General features: G+C 68.6%; 26 protein-coding genes, 1 tRNA gene and 1 riboswitch. Of the genes, 20 read left to right on the top strand and 7 right to left on the bottom strand.

Going from position 1 to position 26,979, the window contains the following annotated elements; all coding sequences use genetic code 11:
- From flhB to metF, 8 genes are all read left to right on the top strand, one after another.
- The gene (gene flhB / locus ABFO07_RS01370; RefSeq protein ID WP_347468112.1) at positions 1-1,206 is read left to right on the top strand and encodes a flagellar biosynthesis protein FlhB; all 1,206 of its coding nucleotides are present in this window, start codon (positions 1-3) and stop codon (positions 1,204-1,206) included.
- Positions 1,207-1,285: 79 nt separating this feature from the next.
- A complete protein-coding gene (gene flhA, locus ABFO07_RS01365; RefSeq protein ID WP_347468110.1) occupies positions 1,286-3,388 on the top strand; it encodes a flagellar biosynthesis protein FlhA in 2,103 nt (700 codons plus the stop codon).
- The gene (gene flhF, locus ABFO07_RS01360) at positions 3,385-5,091 is read left to right on the top strand and encodes a flagellar biosynthesis protein FlhF (RefSeq protein ID WP_124491729.1); all 1,707 of its coding nucleotides are present in this window, start codon (positions 3,385-3,387) and stop codon (positions 5,089-5,091) included. Before flhA ends, flhF begins: the two co-directional genes overlap by 4 nt.
- The gene (locus ABFO07_RS01355; RefSeq protein WP_059804338.1) at positions 5,084-5,899 is read left to right on the top strand and encodes a MinD/ParA family ATP-binding protein; all 816 of its coding nucleotides are present in this window, start codon (positions 5,084-5,086) and stop codon (positions 5,897-5,899) included. The genes flhF and ABFO07_RS01355 overlap by 8 nt, the downstream gene beginning before the upstream one ends.
- A gap of 25 nt (positions 5,900-5,924) precedes the next feature.
- Entirely contained in the window at positions 5,925-6,656 is a 732-nt protein-coding gene (locus tag ABFO07_RS01350; RefSeq protein ID WP_059563952.1) for an RNA polymerase sigma factor FliA, read from the top strand.
- Between the two features lie 76 nt (positions 6,657-6,732).
- Positions 6,733-6,851: riboswitch (S-adenosyl-L-homocysteine riboswitch) on the top strand.
- A gap of 32 nt (positions 6,852-6,883) precedes the next feature.
- Positions 6,884-8,302, top strand: coding sequence for an adenosylhomocysteinase (ahcY, locus tag ABFO07_RS01345; protein WP_059563953.1), 1,419 nt, complete (start codon positions 6,884-6,886; stop codon positions 8,300-8,302).
- A 127-nt stretch (positions 8,303-8,429) separates the two neighbouring features.
- Positions 8,430-8,783 (top strand): phage holin family protein, encoded by a 354-nt coding sequence (locus ABFO07_RS01340; RefSeq protein WP_010093000.1) that lies wholly within the window; start codon positions 8,430-8,432, stop codon positions 8,781-8,783.
- A gap of 27 nt (positions 8,784-8,810) precedes the next feature.
- Positions 8,811-9,641 (top strand): methylenetetrahydrofolate reductase [NAD(P)H], encoded by an 831-nt coding sequence (metF, locus tag ABFO07_RS01335; protein WP_059563954.1) that lies wholly within the window; start codon positions 8,811-8,813, stop codon positions 9,639-9,641.
- A gap of 71 nt (positions 9,642-9,712) precedes the next feature.
- Here the strand turns inward: metF and ABFO07_RS01330 are convergent, their stop codons facing one another.
- Positions 9,713-11,194, bottom strand: a complete 1,482-nt coding sequence (locus ABFO07_RS01330; RefSeq protein ID WP_414143349.1) for an amidase — start codon at positions 11,192-11,194, stop codon at positions 9,713-9,715.
- Between the two features lie 69 nt (positions 11,195-11,263).
- Complete coding sequence (locus ABFO07_RS01325; protein WP_060027576.1) at positions 11,264-11,956, bottom strand: dienelactone hydrolase family protein; 693 nt, start codon at positions 11,954-11,956, stop codon at positions 11,264-11,266.
- Between the two features lie 234 nt (positions 11,957-12,190).
- On the opposite strand from ABFO07_RS01325, the gene ABFO07_RS01320 reads away from it, so the two are divergent.
- Positions 12,191-13,270, top strand: a complete 1,080-nt coding sequence (locus tag ABFO07_RS01320; protein WP_059563957.1) for an NAD(P)H-dependent flavin oxidoreductase — start codon at positions 12,191-12,193, stop codon at positions 13,268-13,270.
- Positions 13,271-13,686: 416 nt separating this feature from the next.
- Positions 13,687-14,829: a branched-chain amino acid ABC transporter substrate-binding protein gene (locus ABFO07_RS01315; RefSeq protein WP_059804345.1), complete on the top strand. Its 1,143-nt coding sequence runs from the start codon at positions 13,687-13,689 to the stop codon at positions 14,827-14,829.
- 85 nt (positions 14,830-14,914) lie between these two features.
- Here ABFO07_RS01315 and ABFO07_RS01310 read toward each other — a convergent pair whose 3' ends face one another.
- Positions 14,915-16,117 carry an MFS transporter gene (locus ABFO07_RS01310; protein WP_059804347.1) on the bottom strand — a complete coding sequence of 401 codons (1,203 nt, stop codon included), beginning with the start codon at positions 16,115-16,117 and terminating at the stop codon, positions 14,915-14,917.
- 430 nt (positions 16,118-16,547) lie between these two features.
- Between ABFO07_RS01310 and ABFO07_RS01305 the strand changes: the two genes are divergently transcribed.
- The 3 genes from ABFO07_RS01305 to ABFO07_RS01295 all read left to right on the top strand — a co-directional run bounded on the left by ABFO07_RS01305 (position 16,548) and on the right by ABFO07_RS01295 (position 19,258).
- Positions 16,548-17,207, top strand: a complete 660-nt coding sequence (locus ABFO07_RS01305; protein ID WP_059882386.1) for a HugZ family protein — start codon at positions 16,548-16,550, stop codon at positions 17,205-17,207.
- 354 nt (positions 17,208-17,561) lie between these two features.
- Positions 17,562-17,855, top strand: a complete 294-nt coding sequence (locus ABFO07_RS01300; RefSeq protein ID WP_059563960.1) for an H-NS family nucleoid-associated regulatory protein — start codon at positions 17,562-17,564, stop codon at positions 17,853-17,855.
- A gap of 236 nt (positions 17,856-18,091) precedes the next feature.
- Positions 18,092-19,258, top strand: a complete 1,167-nt coding sequence (locus ABFO07_RS01295; protein WP_059923348.1) for a cation diffusion facilitator family transporter — start codon at positions 18,092-18,094, stop codon at positions 19,256-19,258.
- 10 nt (positions 19,259-19,268) lie between these two features.
- Here ABFO07_RS01295 and ABFO07_RS01290 read toward each other — a convergent pair whose 3' ends face one another.
- From ABFO07_RS01290 to ABFO07_RS01280, 3 genes are all read right to left on the bottom strand, one after another.
- A complete protein-coding gene (locus tag ABFO07_RS01290; protein ID WP_011882933.1) occupies positions 19,269-19,739 on the bottom strand; it encodes an Lrp/AsnC family transcriptional regulator in 471 nt (156 codons plus the stop codon).
- 79 nt (positions 19,740-19,818) lie between these two features.
- The gene (locus ABFO07_RS01285; RefSeq protein WP_059563962.1) at positions 19,819-20,472 is read right to left on the bottom strand and encodes a hypothetical protein; all 654 of its coding nucleotides are present in this window, start codon (positions 20,470-20,472) and stop codon (positions 19,819-19,821) included.
- Positions 20,469-21,113, bottom strand: a complete 645-nt coding sequence (locus tag ABFO07_RS01280) for an MBL fold metallo-hydrolase (RefSeq protein ID WP_059563963.1) — start codon at positions 21,111-21,113, stop codon at positions 20,469-20,471. The genes ABFO07_RS01285 and ABFO07_RS01280 overlap by 4 nt, the downstream gene beginning before the upstream one ends.
- A gap of 639 nt (positions 21,114-21,752) precedes the next feature.
- Between ABFO07_RS01280 and ABFO07_RS01275 the strand changes: the two genes are divergently transcribed.
- Positions 21,753-22,355 carry a septal ring lytic transglycosylase RlpA family protein gene (locus ABFO07_RS01275; RefSeq protein WP_059564021.1) on the top strand — a complete coding sequence of 201 codons (603 nt, stop codon included), beginning with the start codon at positions 21,753-21,755 and terminating at the stop codon, positions 22,353-22,355.
- Between the two features lie 85 nt (positions 22,356-22,440).
- Here the strand turns inward: ABFO07_RS01275 and rsmI are convergent, their stop codons facing one another.
- Positions 22,441-23,319: a 16S rRNA (cytidine(1402)-2'-O)-methyltransferase gene (rsmI, locus tag ABFO07_RS01270; protein WP_059563964.1), complete on the bottom strand. Its 879-nt coding sequence runs from the start codon at positions 23,317-23,319 to the stop codon at positions 22,441-22,443.
- A gap of 46 nt (positions 23,320-23,365) precedes the next feature.
- Between rsmI and ABFO07_RS01265 the strand changes: the two genes are divergently transcribed.
- The 6 genes from ABFO07_RS01265 (at position 23,366) to ABFO07_RS01240 (ending at position 26,776) form a co-directional block, all read left to right on the top strand.
- Positions 23,366-23,818 carry a YraN family protein gene (locus ABFO07_RS01265; protein ID WP_376697962.1) on the top strand — a complete coding sequence of 151 codons (453 nt, stop codon included), beginning with the start codon at positions 23,366-23,368 and terminating at the stop codon, positions 23,816-23,818.
- A gap of 127 nt (positions 23,819-23,945) precedes the next feature.
- The gene (locus ABFO07_RS01260; protein ID WP_059563966.1) at positions 23,946-24,530 is read left to right on the top strand and encodes an SIS domain-containing protein; all 585 of its coding nucleotides are present in this window, start codon (positions 23,946-23,948) and stop codon (positions 24,528-24,530) included.
- A gap of 17 nt (positions 24,531-24,547) precedes the next feature.
- Entirely contained in the window at positions 24,548-25,339 is a 792-nt protein-coding gene (locus ABFO07_RS01255) for a BON domain-containing protein (RefSeq protein WP_059563967.1), read from the top strand.
- Positions 25,336-25,680, top strand: a complete 345-nt coding sequence (locus tag ABFO07_RS01250; protein WP_059960720.1) for a c-type cytochrome — start codon at positions 25,336-25,338, stop codon at positions 25,678-25,680. Before ABFO07_RS01255 ends, ABFO07_RS01250 begins: the two co-directional genes overlap by 4 nt.
- 51 nt (positions 25,681-25,731) lie before the next feature.
- Positions 25,732-25,807: transfer RNA gene (locus ABFO07_RS01245), tRNA-Ala, on the top strand.
- Positions 25,808-26,260: 453 nt separating this feature from the next.
- On the top strand, positions 26,261-26,776 hold the full coding sequence (locus ABFO07_RS01240; RefSeq protein WP_059563969.1) for a hypothetical protein: 516 nt from the start codon (positions 26,261-26,263) through the stop codon (positions 26,774-26,776).
- Positions 26,777-26,979 lie beyond the last annotated feature (203 nt).

Here is a 26,979-nt window from a genome sequence, read left to right as displayed (position 1 = left end):
GTGGCAGACGAGAGCGATCTCGACAGAACCGAAGCCGCCACTCCGAGGCGCCGCGAGAAGGCGCGCGAGGAGGGGCAGGTCGCGCGCTCGCGCGAGCTGGTTTCGTTCGCGCTGCTCGCGTCGGGCTTCTACGGCGCGTGGCTGCTGTCGGGGCCGATCGGCACGCACCTGCGCACGATGCTGCGCGGCGCGTTCACGTTCGAGCGCGCAACCGCGTTCGATACCAACCGGATGCTGTCGGCGGCGGGCAGCGCGAGCCTCGAAGGGCTCGCCGCGCTCGCGCCGATGCTGGCGCTGATGGGGCTCGCCGCGCTGCTCGCGCCGATGGCGCTCGGCGGCTGGCTGGTCTCGTCGAAAACGTTCGAGCTGAAGTTCGACCGCCTGAACCCGATCACGGGCCTCGGCCGGATCTTCTCGATCCAGGGGCCGATCCAGCTCGGCATGTCGCTCGCGAAGACGCTGGTGGTGGGCGGCATCGGCGGCATCGCGATCTGGCGCAGCAAGGAAGAACTGCTCGGCCTCGCGACCCAGCCGCTCGATGCGGCGCTCGCGGATGCGCTGCACCTCGTCGCCGTGTGCTGCGGCACGACGGTCGCCGGCATGCTGGTCGTCGCCGCGCTCGACGTGCCGTATCAACTCTGGCAGTACAACAAGAAGCTGCGCATGACGAAGGAAGAAGTGAAGCGCGAACATCGCGAGAACGAAGGCGATCCGCACGTGAAGGGCCGCATCCGCCAGCAGCAGCGCGCGATCGCGCGGCGCCGGATGATGGCGGCCGTGCCGAAGGCCGACGTGGTCGTCACGAACCCGACGCACTTCGCCGTCGCGCTGCAATACACGGATGGCGAGATGCGCGCGCCGAAGGTGGTCGCGAAGGGCGTGAACCTCGTCGCCGCGCGCATCCGCGAGATCGCCGCCGAGCACAACGTGCCCACGCTCGAAGCGCCGCCGCTCGCGCGGGCGCTGTATCACAACGTCGAACTCGAGCGCGAGATTCCCGGTTCGCTGTATTCGGCCGTCGCCGAAGTGCTCGCGTGGGTGTACCAGCTCAAGCGCTTCCGGCGCGAAGGCGGCGACGTGCCCGCCACGCCGGTCGATCTCGACGTGCCGGCCGAGCTGGACAAGGGCGCGTCGGTGTCGGCGGAGGATGAACAGGAAGAGGCCGAGGACGTGCTCGGCGCGACCGCGCGCGGAGGCCTGCAATGATTAGCCCCCACGCTCACATTCGTTCGCTGCCCCCCGAGGGGGCGGCTGCCTCCCTTGGGGCGGCCCGGCGGGAGGCACCATGAGCACCCCCGCCGGCCTGTTCGCGAAGCGCCCGAACCTGCTCGCAGGCGCCAACCTGCGCGCGCTCGCGGGCCCGGTCCTCATCTGCATGATCCTGGGGATGATGATCCTGCCGCTGCCGCCGCTGCTGCTGGATCTGCTGTTCACGTTCAACATCGCGCTGTCCGTGATGGTGCTGCTCGTCAGCATGTACACGATGAAGCCGCTCGATTTCGCGGCCTTCCCGAGCGTGCTGCTGTTCTCGACGCTGCTGCGGCTGTCGCTGAACGTCGCGTCGACGCGCGTCGTGCTGCTCGAGGGCCACACCGGCCCGGACGCAGCCGGCCAGGTGATCGAGGCGTTCGGCCACTTCCTCGTCGGCGGCAACTTCGCGGTCGGCATCGTGGTGTTCGTGATCCTGATGATCATCAACTTCATGGTGATCACGAAGGGCGCGGGGCGGATCGCGGAAGTGTCCGCGCGCTTCACGCTCGACGCGATGCCCGGCAAGCAGATGGCGATCGACGCCGACCTGAACGCGGGCCTGATCAACGAGGAACAGGCGCGCAAGCGCCGTACCGCCGTCGCGCAGGAAGCCGAGTTCTACGGCTCGATGGACGGCGCGTCGAAGTTCGTGCGCGGCGACGCGATCGCGGGCCTGATCATCATGGCCATCAACGTGATCGGCGGGCTGATCGTCGGGATGATCCAGCACGACATGACGTTCGCCGCGGCCGGCACGAACTACACGCTGCTGACGATCGGCGACGGCCTCGTCGCACAGATCCCGTCGCTCGTGATCTCGACGGCGGCCGGCGTGATCGTGTCGCGGGTCGCGACCGACGAAGACATCGGCACGCAGATCACCGGCCAGCTGTTCACCAACCCGCGCGTGCTGACGATCACCGGCGTGATCATCGTGATCATGGGGCTGATCCCCGGCATGCCGCACTTCGCGTTCCTGCTGCTCGGCGGCGGCGCGATCTGGCTCGCGCGCACGCAGGCGCAGCGCGCGGCGGCCCGCAAGGCGGCCGGCGACGTCTCCGACATCGCGCCGCCCGCGGCGCTGTCGGCCGACAGCCACGAGGCGACCTGGGACGACGTGCAGCTGATCGACCCGCTCGGCCTCGAAGTCGGCTACCGGCTGATCCCGCTCGTCGACAAGAACAGCGACGGCGAGCTGCTCAAGCGGATCAAGAGCATCCGCAAGAAATTCGCGCAGGAAATCGGCTTCCTGCCGCCGGTGATCCATATCCGCGACAACCTCGAGCTGCGGCCGAACGCGTACCGGATCGCGCTGAAGGGCGTCGAGATCGGCGCCGGCGAGGTGTTCCCGGGCCAGTGGCTCGCGATCAACCCGGGCCAGGTGACGGCCGCGATGCCCGGCGTGCCGACCACCGACCCGGCGTTCGGGCTGCCGGCCGTGTGGATCGACGTCGCGATGCGCGAGCAGGCGCAGGTGTACGGCTACACGGTGGTCGACGCGAGCACGGTCGTCGCGACCCACCTGAACCACCTGGTCGTCCAGCACGCGGCCGAGCTGCTCGGCCGCCAGGAAGTGCAGGCGCTGATCGAGCGCACCGGCAAGGATTCGCCGTCGCTCGTCGAGGACCTCGTGCCGAAGACGATCTCGCTCACCACGCTGCAGAAGGTGCTGCAGAACCTGCTCGAGGAAGGCGTGCCGATCCGCGACATGCGCACGATCATCGAAGCCGTGTCCGAGCAGGCCGGCCGCCTCACCGACGCATACGACATCACCGCCGCGGTGCGCCTCGCGCTCGGCCGCGCGATCACGCAGCAGTGGTATCCGGGCGGCGGCGAGATGCAGGTGATGGGCCTCGACGCGAATCTCGAGCGCGTGCTGTCGCAGGCGCTCGCCACCGGCGCGAACCCGGGCCTCGAGCCGGGCCTCGCGCACGCGCTCCTGACCGGCACGCAGGAAGCGATGCTGCGTCAACAGAATCTCGGGCTGCCGCCCGTGCTGCTCGTGCAGCACGCGCTGCGCGCCATGCTGGCGCGCTTCCTGCGCCGCAGCCTGCCGCAATTGAAAGTGCTGTCGTACGCCGAAGTGCCGGACACACGCACGATCAAGGTCGTTAACGTCATCGGGGGTTCCGCTTGAACATTCGCAAATTCACCGGCGCGACGAGCCGCGACGCACTGCGTCTCGTGCGCGAGGCACTCGGCGCCGACGCCGTCGTGCTGTCGAACCGCACGCTCGATGACGGCAGCGTCGAAATCGTCGCGCTCGCCGATGCCGAACTGTCGGCGATCGCCCCGCCGGCTGCCGATGCGGCCGCGCTGCCCGGCGCGGCGTTGCGGGCCGGCGGCACGATGCCGGCGGCCAGGGCCGCCGCGGCGGCGCGTGCTTCGGCGATGAACCCGTATGCGACCGGCGACGGCGGCCTGCCGGACGTGTTCTCGTCGGTGTTCGGCGCGAGCGCCGACGCGGCAGACGCACCGGCGGCGCCGGCCGCGAGCGTGCCGGCTGCAGGATCGCCCGCCGAACCCGCCCCGTGGCTCGTCGAGCACGCGAAGCGCCTCACGCAGCAGCGCGACGCGCTGATCGCGCGCGCGCAGGCTGCGCCGGCGCAGGACAGCGCGATCCGCGCGCCGCACGACGCGGCCCGCACCGTGACGACGCCCGAATGGGCGCGCGACATCGTGCGCAACGTCGAGCGCAACGTCGCGCGCCGCCAGCCGGCCGACGAACCGGCGCCGCGCCGTATCGCCGACGCACCCGCCGCACCCGCCGCGAAGCCTGCGGAGCGCGCACGGCTGGCCGAGGACACGGCCGCGGCCGTGGCCGACGCGGTGAAGGCGCGCCTCGAGCGCATCGTCAACGACACGGTGATGAGCGAGCTCGGTTCGCTGCGCGGGATGATGGAGGAGCAGTTCGACGGCCTGATGTGGCAGGAGCGCCAGCGCCGCAGCCCCGTGCACGGCGCGCTGACGAAGCACCTGTTCGCGGCCGGCTTCTCCGCGCAGCTGGTGCGGATGATGGTCGACAACCTGCCGCAGGGCGAAGGCACGGAAACCTTCGAGCAGGCGTCCGAGTGGGCGCAGTCGGTGCTCGCGTCGAACCTGCCGGTGCTCGACAGCGAGGATGCGCTGATGGAGCGCGGCGGCGTGTTCGCGCTGATGGGCCCGACGGGCGTCGGCAAGACCACCACCACCGCGAAGCTCGCCGCGCGCTGCGTGATGCGCTTCGGCGCGAGCAAGGTCGCGCTGCTCACCACCGACAGCTACCGGATCGGCGGCCACGAGCAGCTGCGCATCTTCGGCAAGATCCTCGGCGTGCCGGTGCACGCGGTGAAGGACGGCGGCGACCTGCAGCTTGCGCTGTCCGAGCTGCGCAACAAGCACATCGTGCTGATCGATACGATCGGCATGAGCCAGCGCGACCGCGCGGTGTCCGACCAGATCGCGATGCTGCACGGCGCGAACACGCCGGTGCAGCGCCTGCTGCTGCTGAACGCGACGAGCCACGGCGACACGCTCAACGAGGTCGTGCAGGCGTACCGCAGCGCGGACGGCCAGCCGGCGCTCGCCGGCTGCATCCTCACCAAGCTCGACGAGGCGACCCATCTGGGCGGCGTGCTCGACACGGTGATCCGCTACAAGCTGCCCGTGCACTACGTGTCGACCGGCCAGAAGGTGCCGGAGAACCTGTACGTCGCGACCCGGAAATTCCTGATGAAGAGCGCGTTCTGCGTGCCGCGCGACGGCTCGCCCTTCGTGCCGCAGGACGAGGACATGCCCGCGCTGCTGTCCGCGCTGACCGCACGCTCGACCGCCGAGCTGCACGAGGTGCGCTTTGGATAAACCGATGATCGACCAGGCCGAAGGACTGCGGCGCCTGCTGGCCGGGCGCGCATCGAGGATCGTGGCGGTGGTGGGCGGGCCGACGGGGGTCGGCTGCACCGCGACGGTCGTGAACCTGGCCGCGGCGCTTGCCGCGCTGGGCAAGGACGTGCTCGTCGTCGACGAGCGCGCCGACGTGAATTCGGCCGCGGCGACGCTGGCCGGCGCGTGGCTGCGCGACGGCGAGCGCACGCGCGTCACCGCCGGGTTCGGCGTGTGCGCGGCGGCGACGCTCGCGCGCGCCGGCTACAGCGAAGCGCACCTGAGCGATTTCATCGACGGGCCGGCCGACATCGTGCTGATCGACGCGCAGCTCGACGCGGACGGCGGTTTCTCCGCGCTTGCGCGCGAGGCGCACGACGTGCTGATCGTCACGCGGGTGGCCGCGCAAGCGATCACCGAGGCCTACGCATGCATGAAGCGGCTGCATTTCGCGCACGCGGTCGCGCAGTTCCGCGTGCTGACCAACCACGTCGGCAGCCACGACGACGCGAAGACCGCGTTCGAGAACCTCGCGGGCGTCGCGAGCCGCTACCTGACCGTGTCGATCGCCGATGCGGGCTGCGTGAGCGCCGATCCGCTCGTCGAGCGCGCGCGCGACCTGGTGCGCACGGCAGTCGACGCGTTTCCGTCGTCGCCGGCCGCGCGCGATTACCGGCAGATCGCCGCCGACTTGCTGTACTGGCCGTTGCGCCCGCGGCCGGGCGCCGGACGGCACCGCGCGGGCGGCAGCCCGTCGTTCGAGGCAGGCGCGGCACACGCCGCGTGAGCGCCACCGGAAGGAGAGAGCCACGATGTATAACGCTCAAGGAAGGATTTCCCAGGCCGACGTGCTGTCGCAGTACGCGCCGCTCGTGCGCCGCCTGGGCCTGCAGCTCGTCGCGAAGATGCCGGCGAGCGTCGATCTCGACGATCTGATCCAGGCCGGCATGATCGGCCTGATGGACGCGGCCGGCCGCTACAAGGAAGACCAGGGCGCGCAGTTCGAGACCTACGCGACGCAGCGCATCCGCGGCGCGATGCTCGACGAGCTGCGCAGCAACGACTGGCTGCCGCGCAGCCTGCGCAAGACGTCGCGCGAGGTCGAGCACGCGGTGCACAAGGTCGAGCAGCAGCTCGGCCGCGCCGCGAGCGAGGCGGAGATCGCGCAGCACCTGAACATGCCGCTCGACGAATACCAGGGGATGCTGCAGGACCTGCACGGCAGCCAGCTCATCTACTACGAGGATTTCGACCGCGCGGCCGACGACGAGCCGTTCCTCGACCGCTACCGCGTCGATCACGCCGATCCGCTGTCGTCGCTGCTCGACGAGCATCTGCGCGAGGCGCTGATCGAGGCGATCGAGCGGCTGCCGGAGCGCGAGAAGCTGCTGATGTCGCTGTACTACGAGCGGGGCCTGAACCTGCGCGAGATCGGCGCGGTGCTCGAGGTCAGCGAGTCGCGCGTGTGCCAGCTGCACAGCCAGGCGGTCGCACGCCTGCGCGCGCGCCTGCGCGAGCAGGCGTGGGTCGGCACGGAGAACTGACCCCTTCATCGGCGCGCGTCGCACACGCGCGTGCCGGTCACGCAATTTTCATGGCGATTTGCTACAATCCCACCCGTTTTCCGAGGAGCGTTGCGACGGACCATCAGCGTCCGCCAGGCTCGGAAAGCTTCACCAAGCGGCAGGGCCCGTGCGCATCGCGCCGGCAAGCCGCTTCCTGAACGGCGCTCACGTCACCATTTTCTAAACTTTTTAGAAAGGAGGGCGTGATGAACGCCGTCATCGATTCCAAAGCTTCCAACGATTACCTCGTCGCCGACATGGCGCTTGCCGGCTGGGGCCGCAAGGAACTGAACATTGCCGAGACCGAAATGCCGGGCCTCGTGCAGATCCGCGACGAATACAAGGCGCAGCAGCCGCTGAAGGGCGCGCGCATTGCCGGCTCGCTGCACATGACGATCCAGACGGGCGTGCTGATCGAGACGCTGAAGGCGCTCGGCGCCGACGTGCGCTGGGCCTCGTGCAACATCTTCTCGACGCAGGACCACGCGGCTGCCGCGATCGTCGAAGCCGGCACGCCGGTGTTCGCGTTCAAGGGCGAGTCGCTCGACGAATACTGGGAGTTCTCGCACCGCATCTTCGAATGGCCGAACGGCGAGTTCGCGAACATGATCCTCGACGACGGCGGCGACGCGACGCTGCTGCTGATCCTCGGCTCGAAGGCCGAGAAGGACCGCTCGGTGATCGCCAAGCCGACCAACGAGGAAGAAGTCGCGCTGTACAAGTCGATCGCGAAGCACCTCGACATCGACGCGAACTGGTACTCGAAGCGCCTTGCGCACATCAAGGGCGTGACCGAGGAAACCACGACCGGCGTGCACCGCCTGTACCAGATGGAAAAGGACGGCCGCCTGCCGTTCCCGGCGTTCAACGTGAACGATTCGGTCACCAAGTCGAAGTTCGACAACCTGTACGGCTGCCGTGAGTCGCTCGTCGACGGCATCAAGCGCGCGACCGACGTGATGATCGCGGGCAAGGTCGCGGTCGTCGCGGGCTACGGTGACGTGGGCAAGGGCTGCGCGCAATCGCTGCGCGGCCTTGGCGCGACCGTGTGGGTCACGGAAATCGATCCGATCTGCGCGCTGCAGGCGGCGATGGAAGGCTACCGCGTCGTGACGATGGAATACGCGGCCGACAAGGCCGACATCTTCGTGACGGCGACCGGCAACTTCCACGTGATCGGCCACGATCACATGAAGGCGATGCGCCACAACGCGATCGTCTGCAACATCGGCCACTTCGACTCGGAAATCGACGTTGCGTCGACCCGCCAGTACCAGTGGGAAAACATCAAGCCGCAGGTCGACCACATCATCTTCCCGGACGGCAAGCGCGTGATCCTGCTGGCTGAAGGCCGCCTCGTGAACCTCGGCTGCGCGACCGGCCACCCGTCGTTCGTGATGTCGAACTCGTTCGCGAACCAGACGCTCGCGCAGATCGAGCTGTTCACCCGCGGCGGCGAGTACGAGAACAAGGTGTACGTGCTGCCGAAGCACCTCGACGAGAAGGTCGCGCGCCTGCACCTCGCGCGCATCGGCGCGAACCTGTCGGTGCTGTCGGACGACCAGGCGGCGTACATCGGCGTGTCGAAGGAAGGCCCGTTCAAGCCGAACCACTACCGCTACTGATGCGGCAAGCCGCCGCCCGCCCCGGCGGCGGGGCGCGCCGCGAAGCGTTTTCGTTTTCGCGCGCGCCCCGCAACCGGCGCGGCGGCGGCGCCGTTCCGCCCGAGCGTCCACCGAACCGGAGCATTACATGAGCGTCATCCTGTCCTGGATCATCAATGCCCTCGCGCTGCTGATCATCACCTACCTGGTGCCGTCGATCCACATCAAGAGCTTCGGCACCGCGCTGATCGTCGCGGTCGTGCTGGGGTTGATCAACACGGTGATCCGTCCGGTGCTGATCCTGCTGACGCTGCCCGTCACGGTCGTCACGCTCGGGCTGTTCATCCTCGTCGTGAACGCGCTGTGCTTCTGGTTCGCGTCGTCGCTGCTCAAGGGCTTCGAGGTATCCGGGTTCTGGTCCGCATTCTTCGGTTCGATCCTGTACAGCATCGTGTCCTGGCTGCTGTCCGCCCTGATCTTCGGCCAGCGCAACATCGGCTGAGCGGGCCCGTCCAGCGCCTCCTGAATCATGAAACCGATCGAACTCTCGTTTGAATTCTTCCCGCCGAAGACGGCGGAAGGCGTCGAGAAGCTGCGCGCGACCCGTGCGCAGCTGCTGCCGCTGAAGCCGAAATTCGTCTCCGTGACGTTCGGCGCCGGCGGCTCGACGCAGCAGGGCACGCTCGATACCGTGCTCGACATGCAGAAGGACGGCCTCGAGGCCGCGCCGCACCTGTCGTGCATCGGCTCGTCGAAGGACAGCCTGCGCGCGATCCTCGACCAGTACCGCTCGCACGGCATCCGCCACATCGTCGCGCTGCGCGGCGACCTGCCGTCCGGTATGGGCGAGGTGGGCGAGCTGCGCTACGCGTCGGAGCTGGTCAGCTTCATCCGCGCGGAGCATGGCGACTGGTTCCGCATCGAGGTCGCCGGGTATCCGGAATACCATCCGCAGTCGCGCTCGCCGAAGGCCGATCTCGAGAACTTCGCGCGCAAGGTGAAGGCCGGCGCGAATTCCGCGATCACGCAGTACTTCTTCAACGCGGACGCGTATTTCCGCTTCGTCGACGACGCGCGCAAGCTCGGCGTCGAGGTGCCGATCGTGCCGGGCATCATGCCGATCACGAACTTCTCGCAGCTGATGCGCTTCTCGGAGATGTGCGGCGCCGAAGTGCCGCGCTGGATCGCGCGCCGGCTCGAGAGCTTCGGCGACGACCGCGACGCGATCCGCGCGTTCGGCGCGGACGTCGTCACGGGCCTGTGCCAGCGTCTGATCGACGCGGGCGTGCCGGGGCTGCACTTCTATACGCTGAACGCCGCGGCCGCGACCAAGACGATCTGCGAACGGCTCGGCGCGTAAGCGTCGCGGTCTGCGCATGTGAAAAGCCCCGCCGGCATTGCCGGCGGGGCTTTTTCTTTGGCCCGCCGGTTCTACCCCCGCGCCTGCATCAGCGGCGGCCGGCGCTCGAACCACGGCCGCGCCTGCTCGAGCTGCCGCGCGAGCTTCAGCAGCAGCGCGTCGTCGCCGTGGCGCGCGACGAACTGCACGCCGATCGGCAGGCCACGCGCGTTCCAGCAGAGCGGCACCGACATCGCCGGCTGGCCGGTCAGGTTGAACAGCTCGGTGCAGCCGGCCCACGCGAACGCCTTCTGCGACGCCTGCGCGAGCAACGCCTTCAGCAGCGGCTTGATCGGCAGCGCGGCGAGCAGCTTCATCTGCGCCTGCTCGAACGGCGTCGGCTGCAGCTCGCCGATCCGCACCGGCGGGCCCGCGAGCGACGCGCAAAGGATCACGTCGTAGCGCGCGACGAGCCGCGCGACCTGCACGGTGAGCTGGCGCTGCCACTCGAGCACGTCGGGCAGTCGCGTGCGCGCGAGCCGCCGGCCGACGACGGCCATCGCCCAGGTCGCCGCCTCGAATTCGCTGCGCCGCGGCGTGCGCCCGGTCAGCGCACGCGCGCCGAGCACCATCTCCTCGGCGATCGTCGACCACAGCGTCAGGAAGGTTTCGGCGGCGCGCGCGTAGTCGACGTTCAGCGCGGCCGGTTCGACGTGATGGCCGAGCGACGCGACGAGCGCGGCGGCGTCGTCGAGCGCCGCGCGCGTGTCGGCGGCGAGCGCCGGCGCGAGCATCGGGTCGACGACGACGCCGATCCGCAGCGCGTCGGGCGGCGTGTCGAGCGCGCCGAGGAAGGTGCCGGGCGCACCGGGCGGCAGCGCCTGGCCGGTCGTGACGTCGAGCAGCAGCGCGCTGTCGCGCACGCTGCGCGCCACCGCGTGCTGCACCACCAGGTCGCCGTTCATCGGGATGTCGACGAGCGCCGGATGGCGGCTGGGCTTCAGGCCGAACAACCCGCAGCACGACGCGGGGATGCGGATCGAGCCGCCGCCGTCGGACGCATGCGCGAGCGGCACGATGCCGGCCGCGACGGCCGCCGCCGCGCCGCCGCTCGAGCCGCCCGGCGTGTGATCGAGGCTCCACGGGTTGCGGCACGCGCCGAACAGCGCCGGCTCGGTGTAAGGCATCTGGCCGATCTCGGACGTGTTGGTCTTGCCGAAGAAGTTGAAGCCGGCCGCGCGGCTGCGCGCGATCAGCGGCGAATCGGCGTCGGGCGCGAAATACCGATAGTGCCGGCTGCCCATCGACAGCGGCAGGCCCGCCACGGCCGCGCCGAGATCCTTGACGAGGTAGGGCACGCCGGCAAACGGCGCGCCGGGCGCGGGCGGCGCGGCGGCGCGCTCGCGCGCGGCGTCGTAGTCCTGCAGCACGATCGCGTTGATCGCCGGATTGACCGCTTCGGCCTGCGCGATCGCCGCGTCGAGCAGCTCGCGCGGGCTCACCTTGCGTTGACGGACGAGATCGGCGAGGCCGATCGCGTCATGGGCGAGATAGTCCGAAAGCACCGCTGTCACCCCCGTTGCGACGTGTCGCGATGAAGAGAGGGCGGCCGGCCCCGCGCGGAGCCGCCGCCGAGACGCGCGTTACAGATGCTCGGCGAGGAACGTCAGCGTGCGGCCGTGCGCGAGCGCCGCCGCGCGCTGGTTGTACGACGCGCGATCCGTGCAGTTGAAACCGTGCTCGGCGCCCGCGTACAGGTGGAACGCCGCATTGTCGCGGCCCGCGAAGGCCGTCTTCACCTGGTCGACCGCCGCGAGCGGGATGCCGTGGTCGTTCTCCGCGTAATGGAACAGGATCGGCTGCGTGATGCGGCCGGCGACGTCGAGCGCGTTCTGGATCCCGCCGCCGTAGTACGCGACCGCCGCGTCGATCTTGCCGGTCGCGGCCGCGAGGTACGCGAGGCGGCCGCCGAAGCAGTAGCCGATCGCGGCGAGCTTGCCGTCGACTTCGGGCCGCGCGCGCAGCAGGTCGGCCGCCGCCGCGATGTCCGCGACCGCCGCGTTCACGTCGGTCTTCTGCAGCAGCTCGATGCCCTTGTCGCGATCCGCGCCGTCGTAGGCCAGCTCGACGCGCGGCTGCGTGCGCCAGAACACGTCCGGCGCGAGCGCGACGTAGCCGTCGGCCGCGTACTGGTCGGCCACCGCGCGGATGTGCGCGTTCACGCCGAAAATCTCCTGCAGGATGAGGACGGCCGGGCCCGTGCCGCGCTTCGGCAGCGCGAGGTAGCCGCCGAAGCTGTCATTGCCGGTCGGGATGTCGATCCATTGTGCAGTCACGTTGAACTCCTGGCGAGCGAGGCCGCGCCGCGCGCGTCTCGCGGATGGAAAAAGGGGTCGGCCTAGTGTGCCATCAAACATCGCGGGCTGCAGTGCGCGGCCCTGGGTGCCGGGTTCTCGCGCGGCGATCGTTCCGTTCACGATTATTCATTTTTCGGTGGCGCGGCGCTTCGGTACAGTCGATCGCACCAGCCCTTTACAAAGCGCTTGCGCGCGTCACCGAAGGATCCCGCCATGTCAGCCCATTCCCTTTCCACGCCGTTCGCCGAACGCTTCGGCCTGCGCCTGCCGCTCGTGCAGGCGCCGATGGTTGGCGCGACCACGCCCGCGATGGTCGCGGCCGCGTCGAATGCCGGCGCGCTCGGCAGCCTCGGCGCGGGCGCGTTGCCGCCCGAGCGTCTCGCCGACGAAGTCGCGCAGATTCGCGCGGCCACCGATCGCCCGTTCGCGGTCAACCTGTTCGTGCTGACGGAGGCGGCGCCCGACGCGGCGACGCTCGCGCGTGCGCTCGCGGCGATCGACCCGCTCAACGCCGCGCTCGGCCTGCCGCCCGGCACGGCGCCCGCGCGCTTCGCGCCCGATTTCCGTGCCCAGCTCGACATGCTCGTATCGCTGCGCGTGCCGGTCGCGAGCTTCACGTTCGGCGTGCTCGACGCGGCCGACGTCGCGCGGCTGAAGGCGGCCGGCACCTACGTGATCGGCACCGCGACGCACGTCGCCGAAGGGCTGGCATGGCAGCAGGCCGGCGCCGACGCGGTGTCCGCGCAGGGCGCCGAGGCGGGCGGCCACCGCGGCACGTTCATCGGCGCGGCCGACGACGCGCTGATCGGCACGATGGCGCTCGTGCCGCAGCTCGTCGACGCGACCGGGCTGCCGGTGCTCGCGGCCGGCGGCATCATGGACGGCCGCGGCATCGCGGCGGCGCGCGCGCTCGGCGCGCAGGCGGCGCAGCTCGGCACCGCGTTCCTCACCTGCGCGGAAAGCGCGATCGCGCCTGACTGGAAGGCGCGGCTGCGCGCGAGCGCCGACACGTCGACGCAGGTCACGCGCGCGATCACCGGGCGTCATGCGCGCGGGCTGCGCAACACGCTGATGGCGCGGCTCGGCGCACGGCCCGAAGACGTCGCGCCGTATCCGGTGCAGAACGCGCTCACGCAGCCGCTGCGCCAGGCCGCCGCGCGCGCGAACGACGGCGACTACCTGGCGCTGTGGGCCGGGCAGGGCGCGCCGCTCACGCGCCGGCGCGGCGACGCGCTGACGACGTCGCAGCTGATCGACGCGCTCGATGCCGAATGGCGTGCGGCGGCGGGCTGATCGCATCCTGTTCGACACCGGCGATACGCGCGCGCCGGCGCGCGTATCGTGCAGCGATCCCGCGTACAAAATGGCGATCAAAAACAAGTCGGGATTGCATTGAATACAGCCTTTCGCGCGGGCGTGAGAAATTAGCGGAAACCCTTATCCGGCCGGGCTCTCGGCGATCTCTGAAAGGCGTTTGATACGCATCCGCATCGGTAGTGTTACCACTACCCCAAAAAAGTCCCACAAATTAATTTGATCACCTACACTTCGGCGCAAGTACGGTCGGGCGGCTGCTAAAAGCGGCGGCTTGACGTGCTGAGGCCAAGTGCATGAACGATGCAACCGGCGAATCGTCCAGTGAATGCAAACACAGGGATGGCAGCGGGGCACCGGGCGATGGCGTTTTTGGGACGAAACTGGAGACTTACATGAAAATCAAGATGCAAAAGCTGTTGCCGATCACTGCAGCGGCGATGCTGTGCGCTGCTGCCGCAAGCAACGCGTCCGCCCAACAAGTCGTCAAGATCGGCCACGTTGCGCCGTTGACGGGTGGTATTGCACACCTTGGCAAGGACAACGAAAACGGCGCGCGTCTCGCGGTGGAAGAGGCCAACGCCAAGGGCCTGACGATCGGCGGCCAGAAGATCACGCTTCAGCTCGACCCGCAGGACGATGCAGCCGACCCGCGCCAGGCCACGCAGGTCGCGCAGAAGCTCGTCGACGACAAGGTCGTCGCGGTGGTCGGCCACCTGAACTCGGGCACGTCGATCCCGGCCTCGAAGATCTACAGCGATGCGGGCATCGTGCAGATCTCGCCGTCGGCGACCAACCCGGCTTACACGCAGCAAGGCTTCAAGACGACGTACCGCGTCGTCGCGACCGACGCGCAGCAGGGCCCGGCGCTTGCGAACTATGCGCATTCGAAGGGCATCAAGAGCGTCGCCGTGGTCGACGATTCGACCGCCTATGGCCAGGGTCTCGCGAACGAATTCGAGAAGAAGGCGAAGGCGCTCGGCCTGAAGGTGATGTCGCACGACGCGACGAACGACAAGGCGGTCGACTTCCGCGCGATCCTGACCAAGATCAAGGGCGAGAACCCGGACGCGATCATGTACGGCGGCATGGATGCGACCGGTGGCCCGTTCGCGAAGCAGGCGAAGCAGCTCGGCCTGCGCGCGAAGATCTTCGCGGGCGACGGCGTGTGCACGGAAAAGCTGGCCGACCTGGCCGGCGATGCGACCGACAACGTCGTGTGCTCGGAAGCCGGTGCGTCGCTCGAGAAGATGCCGGGCGGCGGCGCGTTCAAGGCCAAGTTCGAGAAGCGTTTCGGCCAGCCGATCCAGATCTACGCGCCGTTCACGTATGACGCGGTGAACATCATCGTCGACGCGATGAAGCGCTCGAACTCGACGGATCCGGCGAAGATCCTGGCGGCGATGCCGGCGACGAACTACACGGGCGTGATCGGCACGACGACCTTCGATTCGAAGGGCGACCTGCAGCACGGCGTGATCTCGCTCTACAACTACAAGAGCGGCAAGAAGACGCTGCTCGACGAAGTGAAGATGTAATCAAGCGGTCGACGGAGGGGTGAAGCGCGCATGCGGCAACGCATGCGCGCTTCGTTTTTTGTGACGCCGGCGCGGCGCCTTGCCGTCAGAGCTTCAGATGCGCGAGCACCTTCGGCGCGATGGCCGCGACGAGCGCCGCGCACAGCGCGACGACCGCGAGCCCGATCGTCAGGTTCGCGGCCTGCGCGACCGCGCCGATCACGACCGGTCCGAACAGCAGTCCGAAATACGCGAGGCCGGCCACGTGCGCGAGGCCTTCGGCCGCATGGATGCCCTTCACGCGCGCGGCGGCGGCGAACAGCACCGGCATCATGTTCGCGAGGCCGAGCCCCATCAGCGTGAAGCCGGTCAGCACGGCGGCCGGGTGCGGCAGCAGCAGCGCGCCGATCATGCCCGCGCACGCGAGCGACGCGCTTGCGAACACGAGCTGCGGCGCGCCGAAGCGGGCGCGCACCGCGTCGCCGGCGAAGCGCGCGGCCGCCATGCCGCCGGAGAACGCCGCATACGCGGCGCTCGCGAGCGCGGGGCTGGCTGCGACGACGTCGCGCATGTACACCGTCGCCCAGTCGTACATCGCGCCTTCGGCGATCAGCGCGATCAGCGCAATGCCGCCGAGCATCCACAGCGCGGGCGAGCGCCAGCGGTTGCCGCCGCCGTGCGCATGCTCGTGATGCGGGACGTGCGGCAGCACCGCCGGGCACGACGCGACGAGCACCGCGGCGCTCACCGCCGCGGCGAGCGCAAGATGCGCGGCGGGCGCCATGCCGGCCGACAGCAGCGCGCCGCCGGCCGCCGCGCCGGCCATCCCGCCGACGCTGAACATGCCGTGCAGCGCCGACATGATCGGCCGGCCGAGCGCGATCTCGACCGCGCTCGCCTCCGCATTCATCGCGACGTCGAGCGTCGCCATCGAGAAGCCGAACAGCGCGAGCACCGCGAGCAGCATCCAGTAGTCGGGCACGACGAGGATCAGCGCGCCGCACGCCGACATCACGAGCCCGCCCGCGAGGCACGCGGTGCGCGAGCCGACGCGCGCGATCCAGCGCGCGACGGTCAGCATCGCGGCGATCGAGCCGCCCGCGACCGCGAACAGCGCGATCGACAGCAGCCCGGGGCTCAGCGCGAACTTGTCGCGCACGGTCGGCACGTGCACGCCCCAGGACGCGTACATCATGCCGGCGACGAAGAACAGCGCCATCGTGGCGGTGCGGGCCCGCTGGCGGACCGGCAGCGACAGGGCGAGGTGGGCGGCGGGCGCCGCCGCGAGGTCGGGGGAGGAATCGGACACGGAAAGCTCGTCAGGAGAAAGATGCGCGGACGTACGCGACGTCGCCGGGAATCGTCCGATTCTATCGAACCCCTTACGATTCCGCAGGGTGGGCGGAGGGCGGAGGGCGGAGGGCGGAGGGCGGAGGGCGGAGGGCGGAGGGCGGAGGGCGGAGGGCGGAGGGCGGAGGGCGGAGGGCGGAGGGCGACGGGCGACGGGCGAAGGGCGAAGGGCGAAGGGCGAAGGGCGAAGGGCGAAGGGCGAAGGGCGAAGGGCGAGTGGCCCGGGCGGGGGAGCGCGGCAGGCGCGCGAGGCCCGTGACGCCCAATGACACGCGGCACCCCGCACCCGGCACCTGCCGATCGGACGATGCGCGGTAACGGCTGCGACGGGTAACATCGATCCGCACGCGGCCTGCACGATGCGCCGTGATTCGACCGCAGGAGATTTCGTGAACATCGACCCCGCCCTTCCGTTGCACCTGCTGCACCGCTGCGCGCTCGGCACGCTCGCGACGCACGCGCGCGATCCGCAAGGCTTCCCGTATCCGACGGTCGTGCCGTTCGCGCCGGATGCGCGCCACCGGCCGGTGATCCTCGTGAGCGGTCTCGCCGAGCACACGCGCAATCTCGCTGCCGACCCGCGCGCGGGCTTCCTGATCGTCGACGCGCCCGACGGCGACGTGCTGAACGCCGAGCGCGCGACGCTGCTCGGCCGCTTCGCGCCGGTCGACGCCGATCCGCATCTCGCCGCGCGCTACCTGCGCTACGAGCCGGACGCGGCGCGCTATCTCGCGCTCGGCGACTTCACGTTCCGCGCGCTCGACGTCGAGCGGCTGCGCTATATCGGCGGGTTCGGCCGGATGGGCTGGGTGGAGGGCACGGCGCTCGACGCGCATGCGCCGCTCGGGTTCGACGACGAGCAGGCGCTGTGGGCCGCGTACGACACCGCCGGCGTGCGGCGCGCCGGGCTCGACCTGCTGGGCGTCGACCGCTGCGGCGCGGACTGGCGCGTTGACGGCCGGCGGCTGCGCACCGCATTCGATGCGCCGCAGACGGACCTCGGCGCACTGCGCGCGCGGCTGCTCGAATGCGCGCAAGGTGTGACCTGACGTCGCGGTTCTCCAATGTTTAATTCCGTTGACTATACAAGTGGATTTTGTCGAACCTGTCGTCAGATGAAAGCTTTGATTTTATCGATGCAGGGTAATTGCGTATGCTGAAAGTCTTAATGCGTTGCGGCTTATGTCCTAATCTCCGTGTAAGGACGTGAAAAATTGAGAAATCGGCGCGGCGGGTCAAAATGACCTGGCTGAATGGCAATTCGAATCGGTATTTTCATTGAGTCTCGCTTCAATCAAATCTTTTTTGTGCTAATCTCTGGCTTCAAAATCCGAGGCACAGATATTTCAAGAATGGTGAGCCGGCTGCAGATCGGCGCCATTGGTCAGATAAAAAGGGAAACTATGTCTTCTTACAAGGACCTGCTGGCCCAGCGGGAGAAGCTGGAGAAGCAAATCGAAGAGGCGAAGTCGCGCGAATACGCGGAAGTCCTCAATGACGTGAAGCAGAAAATCTCCGACTACGGCTTTACGCTGGCCGAGCTCGGCCTGAGCCGTGCGAAGGCAGGCAAGGTCGGCCGTCCGCGCGCCGGCGTCGCGGCCAAGTATCGCGATCCGGAATCGGGCGCGACGTGGTCGGGCCGCGGCAAGCCGCCGCGCTGGATCGCCGGCAAGAACCGCGAACAATTTGCAATCTGAGCGTTTGTTCGCCGTTCCCGCGCTGAAAGGCCGCGTGTCCGTCACGGAGCGCGGCCTTTTGCTTTGCGCGCGTCCCGTGCCGGCGGAATGTCACGGAAATGTCATGAACGCGCGTGAATGAAAATGCGACCCGTTCGCATAACCAGTTGATTTAAATAAGAAATTTGGGGTTATCGGAATGGGGTGCGGGGCGCCCTTGGTAGAATCCGATATCGCACACCGATATCTCATATTTCATGTCCACCTTTTCCGGCGAAGCGCAAAGCGGAGAAAAGCACGCCGTCGCGCGCAAGAGCACGCTCGTCAGTATCGTGCTGAATGTCGTGCTTGCGACATTTCAGATCGCGGTCGGCACGATTGCGCATTCACAGGCGTTGATTGCCGACGGTGTCCATTCGATTTCGGATTTGATCTCGGATTTTGTCGTGCTGGTTGCGAATCGGCATAGCGGCGCATTGCCGGACGCCGATCACAATTACGGGCACAGCCGCTACGAGACGGTCGCATCGCTGTTTCTCGGCGGGATTCTGATCGCGGTGGGGATCGGCATGCTATGGCGCGCCGGCGATCGCCTCGTGCATCTCGAGGATATTCCGCCCGTCCATGTGAGCGCGCTGGTCGTCGCGGTCGTCGTGCTGGTGTCGAAGGAGGCGCTGTTCCGCTACATGCTGCGCGAGGCGCAGCGCGTGCGCTCGGCGATGCTCGTCGCCAATGCATGGCATGCGCGCTCGGACGCCGCGTCGTCGCTCGTCGTCGCGATCGGCATCATCGGCAGCCTGGCCGGCTTCCGGCTGCTCGACCCGATCGCGGCCGCGATCGTCGGCTTCATGGTCGCGCGCATGGGCTGGACCTTCGGCTATGACGCGCTGCAGGACCTGTCCGATCGCGCGCTCGACGAAACCGACACCGCGGAGATTCGCGCGCTGCTCGCGGCCACGCCCGGCGTGCGCGACGTGCACGACCTGCGCACGCGCAAGATGGGCGATTCGGCGCTCGTCGATGCGCACATCCTCGTCGATCCGATGATCTCGGTATCGGAAGGGCATTACATCGCGGAGACCGCACGCGCACGCGCGCTGTCGGACCGGCGCGTGCTCGACGCGCTGATCCACGTCGACCCGGAGAACGATGCCGCGCGCCGGCCCGCGCTTGCGCTGCCGCCGCGCAGCGAGATCGCGGCGCGTCTCGAGGCCGAGCTCGCGCAGCGCGGCCTGCGTGCGCGCGCGGTGAATCTCCACTACCTGAGCACGGGGCTCGAGATCGACGTGACGCTGGATGACAGCCCGCACGCGAGCGGCGACACCGATGCCGCGCTCGCCGAGCAGCTCGACATCGAAGCGCTGAAGCAGCAGTTCGGTGCGCGCCGCATCGGCTTCACGCGGGCGGTGCGGGGCAAGTCGTAACGCAGCAGGCCTAGAGCGGCAGCTGCGTATCGAACTTGATCTCGCGCAGCACGACGCTCGTGCGCACCTGCGACACGGCCGGGATCTTGAAGATGCGTTCGTGCAGGAACACGTCGTAGGCCTTGATATCGGGCGCGACGATCTTGAGGATGTAGTCGGCTTCGCCGGTCGTGCTGTAGCACTCGGTGACTTCCGGGCAGGTCGAGATCTCGCGCTCGAACTGCTCGACGCCGCCCTCGTTGTGGCGCGTCAGGTGCACGTGCGCGAGCGCGCAGACATGCAGGCCGAGCTTCTCCCGATCAAGCAGCGCCGTATAGCGCTGGATCACGCCCGACTGCTCCATGTCCTTGATGCGGCGCCAGCACGGTGTGCTGGACAGGCCGACCTGGTCGGAGATTTCCTGGACGGAACGGCGCGCGTCGAGCTGCAACAGGCGAAGGATTTTTTGCGAAAAGGAATCGAGCGTCACCTGCGCCTCCATGCGGCAACTACAACACTCTGAATGTTAGAGGTGCGCGAAAGGAAAGGCAATCCGACACGGTGTCGCTGAGCGAGATTCGCTAATTTGCGCGCGGGTCCGTAGGGTTTTGTGCTGTTGCGCCGTTGTCCGTGCCGTCAGCGACGGCGCGCGCCGCGAGCGCGGCCTGCTGCACGCGCAGGTCGGCGAGCATGTTGCAGAACAGCGCGCCTTGCTCGATCGCGTCGTCGAGCGCGACGTGCGTGTGCGGATGGTCGTCGAACCAGTGCTTCGGGAAGCGCGGCTTGATCGCCTTGCGGTACGGCAGGCCCGTCATCGCGAACGCGAGCGTCTTGATGTCGAGCGCCGACCACGAGAACGGGCAGCGGCCCGCGAAGCGCATCATGTACCAGAACATGAACGTGAAATCGAAGCCGGCCGGCATCGCGACGAACACCGGCTTGCCGGGCAGCGCCTCGACCCAGTCGACGTACGCGACGAGCGCCGCTTCCGGCGCCTGCAGGTCGGTGCGGCACGCAGCCCACGCTTCGGGCTGGGTCTTCCACCAGGCGTCCTGCACCGGATGCGGCTGCGCGCCGGGCAGCGTCTCGAGGTTCGCGGAGAACGTCGCGATCAGCTGCTTGTCCTCGGTGTACGCGGCGGACGCGAAGCTCAGCATCGAGTGCGGGCCGGGAATCGGGCCGTCCGCCTCGACGTCGGTGCTGACGTAGATTTCCTGAATGGCCGTCTGGTTCATCCGAACACCTTGTCGGACACGAACGGGTTCGTGCGGCGCTCGTCGCCGAACGTCGACACCGGGCCGTGGCCCGGCACGAACGTGACGTCGTCGCCGAGCGGCCAGAGTTTCTCCTTGATCGAGCGCACGAGATCGGCATGGTTGCCGCGCGGGAAGTCGGTGCGGCCGATCGAGCCGGCGAACAGCACGTCGCCGACGATCGCGAGCCGGTGCGCGCGGCTGAAGAACACGACATGGCCCGGCGTGTGGCCCGGGCAGTGATAGACCTCGAGCGCTTCGTCGCCGAACTGCACGGTATCGCCGTCGTTCAGCCAGCGATCCGGCTCGAATGCGTCGGCCGCCGGAAAGCCGAAGCGTTCGCTCTGCGTCGGCAGCTTCTCGATCCAGAAGCGCTCGTCTTCCTGCGGCCCTTCGATCGGCACGCCGTAGTGCGTCGCGAGCGCCTTCGCGCCCGCGCAGTGGTCGATGTGCCCGTGGGTGAGCAGCACCTTCTCGACCTGCACGTTCTGCCGCGCGACTTCCTGCTGGATCCGTTCGAGATCGCCGCCCGGATCGACGACGGCGGCGCGGCCGGTGGCCTCGCAGACGAGCAGCGAACAGTTCTGCTGGAACGGCGTGACCGGGATGAGCGTGACTTTCATGGAAGCACCGGCGGGCTAAAAGGTTCGATTGTACCGGGCGCGCAGGCCCCCCGTTCGGCACGGTGTGCGCGGCGTCGCGACACGCGCGTGGCCGCGCCGATTGTTACGGGCATAGCGAGAATCAATGGCGCGCCGGGGCCCGTTTTCGGGCAGTGATTTTGATTTCTGTATAATGCCGCCCATCGCGCATGATTTTCATGCGCTCCGCTGATGTTCGAGCCCCACTGACAGGGGGCCATGAGCATCGTCAAAGCATCTGCCGCCGGGGAGTCCGGCGGCGAATCCAGCACCGGGCATTCTCCGGTGCTCACGTCTTGTCCGGCCGGGCGCTGCGCGCCCGCCGCGGCCTTGCTGCCGCGCCGCCGGATGAGGCCTGTGCCGCCGTTCCTGTGCGCTGGCTGTACGCAGCGCGCGCGAACGTGGGAAGCCATGTTCGATGGCGGCATGTGGGGTCTGGTCAGGCTGCCGGGGACAGGTTGCGCCAGACGTGAAAGCTAATCAGGACGGTTGCGGCGAGTACGAAAGCCGCGTCCATGCAAGCCTGCCTGCTCGCATTCGAGCCGGGCGCGCATGCATTTGCCGTCCGGGCCGCGTATCAACGAAGTGAAGGAGCGGCCCGAACCAGAAGGCGACACGTCGATGAATTTTCGATTTCCGAGCCGTTTCGGGACTGTGGCTGTATTTCTCGCGCTGACGGGTTGTGCCGTGCAGCCCAGCCAGACGACGAGCGGCACGAGCCAGAAGAATGGGGTCAGGACGACCGCCGCGAACGCGGACAACGACAAGCAACTGAATTTCGACTCGGCGCTGGCCTCCATGCCGGCCGCCGACAGCAAGGACGCGAAGAGCACGTCGCTCGCGGATGCGGAGCCGATCGACGGCGCCAACGTGTCCGATTTCCGCCAGACCGGCCGCGCGTCGTGGTACGGCCGCGGCTTCCACGGCCGCCGCACCGCGAACGGCGAGCGCTTCAACATGAACGCGTTCACCGCCGCGCACCGCACGCTGCCGCTCGCGTCGTACATCCGCGTGACGAACCCGACGAACGGCAAGTGGGTCGTCGTGAAGGTCAACGATCGCGGCCCGTACAAGCGTGGCCGGGTGCTCGACCTGTCGTATGCGGCCGCGAAGGTGATCGGCCTCGTGCATGCCGGCACCGGCCGCGTGAAGATCGAGGGGCTGTCGCCGCAGGAAGCGCGCGAGGCGCGCGACGAAATGCTCGCGTCGAACTCGACCCGGTAACGCGGCGGATTCCGCTTCCGTCAGCGAACCCAACGACAAAGGGCTGCCATCGGCAGCCCTTTGTCGTTGCAGCGGCGCCGGCCGTTCAACCGTCCTTCAGCGCGAGCGCGCGCGCATACAGCGCGTTGCGCGGCGCGCCCGTCAGCGCGGCCGCGAGCTTTGCCGCACTCTTCACCGGTACCTCTTCCAGCAGCAGCCTGAGCAGCGCGTCGTGCGCGGTGTCGTCGGCCGCGCCCGCGTCGGCCGGCGCGCCCTCGACGACCAGCACGAACTCGCCGCGCTGCCGGTTCGCATCGCCCTCCAGCCACGTCAGCCCTTCGGCCAGGGTGCCCTGGAACAGCTGTTCGTGTAGCTTCGTCAGTTCGCGCGCGATCAGCAGCCGGCGCGCGGCGCCGAGCGTGTCCGCGAGCGCGGCGACCGTCTCGACGATCCGGTGCGGCGCCTCGTAGAACACCAGCGCATAGGGGTGCGACGCGAGCGCCTGCAGCGCGCTTGCGCGCTGTTTCGCCTTCGGCGGCAGGAAGCCGGCGAACGTGAACGTGCCCGCCCAGTCTCCGGCGACGCTGAGTGCGGTCACGGCCGCGCTCGCGCCCGGCAGCGGCACCACCGCGAAGCCGGCCGCGCGCACCGCGTCGACGAGCCGCGCGCCGGGGTCCGAGATGCCGGGCGTGCCGGCGTCCGATACGTAGGCGACGCGTTCGCCGGCGCGCAGGTGCTCGATCACGCGCAGCGCGGCTTCGCGCTCGTTGTGCTCGTGCGCGGCGATGAGCGGCTTCGAGATGCCGTAGCGGGCGAGCAGCTGGCCGGTGTTGCGGGTGTCTTCGGCGGCGATGCGGTCGGCGAGGCCGAGCACGTGCAGCGCGCGCAACGTGATGTCGGCGGTGTTGCCGATCGGCGTCGCGACGACGTAGAGCGCGGCGCTCGGGTAGTGCTGCGTATGCGCAAGTTCGAGGAGGGCAGTCATGGCGGGCAATGCGCGCGGGCGCGGCGCAGGCGGAACAAGGTCGGCATTGTGCCACGGGGCGCCGGCCGGATCGGGCGGCGATCGCCGCGGGCCGTCGCGCGCGGGCGGGCAGGCGGCCGTGCGCACCGACAACTTTTCCGGCACGGCGCGATCCAAGTCGGTCGGCGCGGCGTTCGAGACGCGCGCGCGGCAGTTCCTCGAGCGCCGCCGGCTCGCATTCGTCGCGGCGAACGTGACGATGCGCGGCGGCGAGCTCGATCTCGTGATGCGCGAGCCGGACGGCACGCTGGTGTTCGTCGAGGTGCGCGCGCGGCGCAGCGTCCGGCACGGCGGCGCGGCGGCGAGCATCGGCTGGCGCAAGCGCATGCGGCTCGTCAAGGCGGCGCAGGGCTTCTGGGCGCGGCACGGGGCCGGCGCGCCGTGCCGCTTCGACGTGGTCGCGTTCGAGGCCGGGCAGCTCGTGTGGCTGCGCGACGCGTTTCGTGCCGACGACGTCTAGCCGAGAGCTGTGACGAGATGTAAAGAGTTCTCGCCCTGCGCCCGGATGAGGCCCCGGAGTACGGTAAACTCGCCGCACTCATGATGTCGCGCGCGGCCCGCCGCGCGCAGCACCGGATCAGGAATCGATGTCAGTCGAACGTATTCAGCAACATTTCCGCGACAGCGCCGCGCTACAGCACGAAGCCGGCGACGCGCTGTCGCTGCCGATCGCGGCCGCGGTCGATGCGATGTTCGCCGCGCTGGCGAACGGCAACAAGATCGTCGCGTGCGGCGACGGCCCGTCGGCCGCCGCCGCCCACTACCTCGCCGTGTCGCTCGTCGGCGGCTTCGAGCGCGAGCGGCCGGGCCTGCCCGCGCTCGCGCTCGCCACCGATGCGTCGCAGGGCGGCATGACCGGCGCGATGGTGCCGGACCAGCTGTTTGCGCAGCAGGTGCGCGTGCTCGGGCAGACCGGCGACATCCTGCTGGTGCTCGACCCGAGCGGCGCGTCGCCGCGCGTGCTGGCCGCCGTCGAGGCCGCGCACGAGCGCGAAATGACGGTGGTCGCGCTGACGGGCGGCGGCGGCCACGCGCTGGCGGCCGCGCTGTCCGACACCGACATCCCGATCAGCGTGCCCGCCGAGCGCGCGGCGCGCATTCAAGAAGTCCATCTGCTGACCATCCACTGCCTGTGCGACGGCATCGACGCGATGCTGCTGGGTGAGGATTGAACGAAGGAGAGCCGTCGATGAAGAAAAGCCGCGTCAAACAGACGCTCGTCAGAACCACGCTGCTCGCCGCGCTGACGGCGGGGCTCGCGGTGTCGCTGCAGGGCTGCGTGCTCGGCGTGGTCGGCGCAGCGGCCGGCGGCAGCGCGCTGATCGCCACCGATCGGCGCACGCTCGGCGCGCAGACGGAGGATCGCGAGATCCAGCTCAAGGCGACGTCGCAGATCAACAGCGGCCTGCCGGACCAGGCGCACGTGAACGTGACCGTCTTCAACCGCCGCGTGCTGCTGACGGGCGAAGTGCCGAACGACGCGTCGAAGCAGCGCGCCGAGGAAATCGTGCGCGCGATCAACAACGTGAACGGCATCGTCAACGAGCTCGCGATCGGCCCGGCCAGCTCGCTGTCGGATCGCGCGAACGACTCGTATCTCGAAGGGCGCGTGAAGACCGCGCTGATCGGCGAGAAGGGCATCTCCGCGAACCATTACAAGGTTGTCGGCGAGCGCGGCAACCTGTACCTGATGGGCCTCGTGACGGTCGACGAAGGCAACCGCGGCGCGGAAGTCGCGAGCCAGGTGCCGGGCGTCGAGAAGGTCGTGAAGGTGTTCCAGTACATCAAGCCGGCGGACGCGCAGGCGCTGCAGCCCGCGCCCGCGAGCGGCGCCGCCGCGGCGTCGGCCGCGCCGGCGGACGGCACGACGGTCGGCGCGGTGCCCGACACGGCGGTGACGTCCACGCCGCTGCAGCCGCCCGCGCCGATCTCGAATTCGACCAACGTGCACCCGGGTAATCCGAAGGCGGTGCCGCAATGAAGCTGATGCAGTGGATGCAACGCGCGGCGGCGGCGGTGCTGCTGGCCGGCACGTTCGGCGCGGTCGCGCACGCGGACGTCGGCGACGGGCTCAAGGTCGCGCGCAGCAATGCGTGCATGGGCTGCCACGCGGTCGACCGCAAGCTGGTCGGCCCGTCGTTCAAGGACATCGCCGCGCGCTACAAGGCAGACCCGCAGGCCGTCGCGAAGCTGTCGAAAAAGGTGAAGGAGGGCGGCTCCGGCGTGTGGGGCGCGATTCCGATGCCCGCGCATCCGCGGATGAGCGATGCGGACGCCCGATCGGTGGTGGAATGGGTGCTGGCGGGCGCGCCGTCGAAGTAATTCGACACTATTGCCAAGCGTTCGAAAGCGTGTGTATGATAGTTGACTGTTGGGGCGGTAGCTCAGCTGGGAGAGCGTCGCGTTCGCAATGCGAAGGTCGGGAGTTCGATCCTCCTCCGCTCCACCAACGAATTCGAAAAGGCTTGGCCGAATAAGACAGAAGCGATGTTTTGCACTGGGTGCAAAGTTATGCTTCTACTTACAAAGCACAGCCTGATGCTTCGCAAACAAAGCCGGCCTCGAGTCGGCTTTGTCGTATCTGCGCGACTTGCACTGATTCCCACAGCCCCCACAGTCCTCGGACTGACGCGCCGTCTCGTTGTCAAACCGGGACGCGTTGCGCCGGGTCGTTACCGAGCGAAACGCCCCCACAGCCCTCCCAGCCATCACACGCGGCCTTTCGTGGCCGATGCCGACCTTCGGGCAAAAACGCCATTGCGCCATGCAAAGCGCAGGGTTTTTGTTCCTTGCGTTGGCACTCATATCTGCCATGCTGAATCGGACAAGGGAACGCACTTTCGACGCGAGTGGTGCTTTCGGTCCCCGAGTGCCGAACTTGAATCGCCAGCAAGGAGGTCGTATGGAACTGCACATTCAATCGCACCACTGGGAGCGGCGCATGCCCGACTGGCTTGCCGCTGCCGTGGCGGGTCTCGCGGGTGGCGCCTTGGTGATCGTGCTGGAATTCTTCTGGTCGACCATGGTGCTGTATGAAAGCCCGTGGCAGCCGACCCACAAGATCGCGGCGATGGTGTTGGGCCAGAGTGCGCTCGAACAGATGTCGCAATTCAGCTTCGGCATCGTGGGGACGGCGCTGATCCTGCACTACGTGCTCGGCGCCATCATGGGGATGATTCTCGCAGCCATCATCGCACCGTTCCGCTTCGATTCGAGCGTGGGCATGGAGGCCGTCGTCGGGGTGGCCTTCGGGATCGTCGCGTATGTGTGGAACTTCTATGTCATGACGGCCGTATTCCCCTGGTTCGTCTCGGAGCGGGGATCCGGCCCCTTGCTGGCAAACCTGCTGTTCGGCGTGGTCACCGCCATCGTCTACGGCGCGCTGGAACGGCGGCGCAAGCAGGACGCGAGGCCCTGACGCACCGTTTTTTCCCGACGCGCCGTAACCCCTTGCGCGATCGGGAAATGGCCGCCTCGGCAACCCATGCCGGAGGCGGTCGTCTTGCATTGCATCGCAGCAGGCGACGCCTTCATTCACGCGCCTCCGTTCATGGAGCGCTCCGCCCCTGCGCTGCCTTGCACGATGCAAAGGAGAGGACTACCTTTGCTCTAGAGCCGCTT

It is taken from the genome of Burkholderia stagnalis, assembly GCF_039848545.1.
In the GTDB taxonomy this organism is placed as follows: Bacteria; Pseudomonadota; Gammaproteobacteria; order Burkholderiales; family Burkholderiaceae; genus Burkholderia; species Burkholderia stagnalis.
Note: the sequence above shows the minus strand (reverse complement) of the source record. Positions and strands in the feature narration are given on the sequence as shown.

Excerpts from the sequence above, each read along its gene's own strand:
- flhA (WP_347468110.1), top strand. The coding sequence starts at position 1,286 with ATGAGCACCCCCGCCGGCCTGTTCGCGAAGCGCCCGAACCTGCTCGCA.
- ABFO07_RS01350 (WP_059563952.1), top strand. The coding sequence starts at position 5,925 with ATGTATAACGCTCAAGGAAGGATTTCCCAGGCCGACGTGCTGTCGCAG.
- ahcY (WP_059563953.1), top strand. The coding sequence starts at position 6,884 with ATGAACGCCGTCATCGATTCCAAAGCTTCCAACGATTACCTCGTCGCC.
- ABFO07_RS01340 (WP_010093000.1), top strand. The coding sequence starts at position 8,430 with ATGAGCGTCATCCTGTCCTGGATCATCAATGCCCTCGCGCTGCTGATC.
- metF (WP_059563954.1), top strand. The coding sequence starts at position 8,811 with ATGAAACCGATCGAACTCTCGTTTGAATTCTTCCCGCCGAAGACGGCG.
- ABFO07_RS01320 (WP_059563957.1), top strand. The coding sequence starts at position 12,191 with ATGTCAGCCCATTCCCTTTCCACGCCGTTCGCCGAACGCTTCGGCCTG.
- ABFO07_RS01315 (WP_059804345.1), top strand. The coding sequence starts at position 13,687 with ATGAAAATCAAGATGCAAAAGCTGTTGCCGATCACTGCAGCGGCGATG.
- ABFO07_RS01300 (WP_059563960.1), top strand. The coding sequence starts at position 17,562 with ATGTCTTCTTACAAGGACCTGCTGGCCCAGCGGGAGAAGCTGGAGAAG.
- ABFO07_RS01295 (WP_059923348.1), top strand. The coding sequence starts at position 18,092 with ATGTCCACCTTTTCCGGCGAAGCGCAAAGCGGAGAAAAGCACGCCGTC.
- ABFO07_RS01290 (WP_011882933.1), bottom strand. The coding sequence starts at position 19,739 with ATGGAGGCGCAGGTGACGCTCGATTCCTTTTCGCAAAAAATCCTTCGC.
- ABFO07_RS01285 (WP_059563962.1), bottom strand. The coding sequence starts at position 20,472 with ATGAACCAGACGGCCATTCAGGAAATCTACGTCAGCACCGACGTCGAG.
- ABFO07_RS01280 (WP_059563963.1), bottom strand. The coding sequence starts at position 21,113 with ATGAAAGTCACGCTCATCCCGGTCACGCCGTTCCAGCAGAACTGTTCG.
- ABFO07_RS01275 (WP_059564021.1), top strand. The coding sequence starts at position 21,753 with ATGAATTTTCGATTTCCGAGCCGTTTCGGGACTGTGGCTGTATTTCTC.
- rsmI (WP_059563964.1), bottom strand. The coding sequence starts at position 23,319 with ATGACTGCCCTCCTCGAACTTGCGCATACGCAGCACTACCCGAGCGCC.
- ABFO07_RS01260 (WP_059563966.1), top strand. The coding sequence starts at position 23,946 with ATGTCAGTCGAACGTATTCAGCAACATTTCCGCGACAGCGCCGCGCTA.
- ABFO07_RS01255 (WP_059563967.1), top strand. The coding sequence starts at position 24,548 with ATGAAGAAAAGCCGCGTCAAACAGACGCTCGTCAGAACCACGCTGCTC.
- ABFO07_RS01250 (WP_059960720.1), top strand. The coding sequence starts at position 25,336 with ATGAAGCTGATGCAGTGGATGCAACGCGCGGCGGCGGCGGTGCTGCTG.
- ABFO07_RS01240 (WP_059563969.1), top strand. The coding sequence starts at position 26,261 with ATGGAACTGCACATTCAATCGCACCACTGGGAGCGGCGCATGCCCGAC.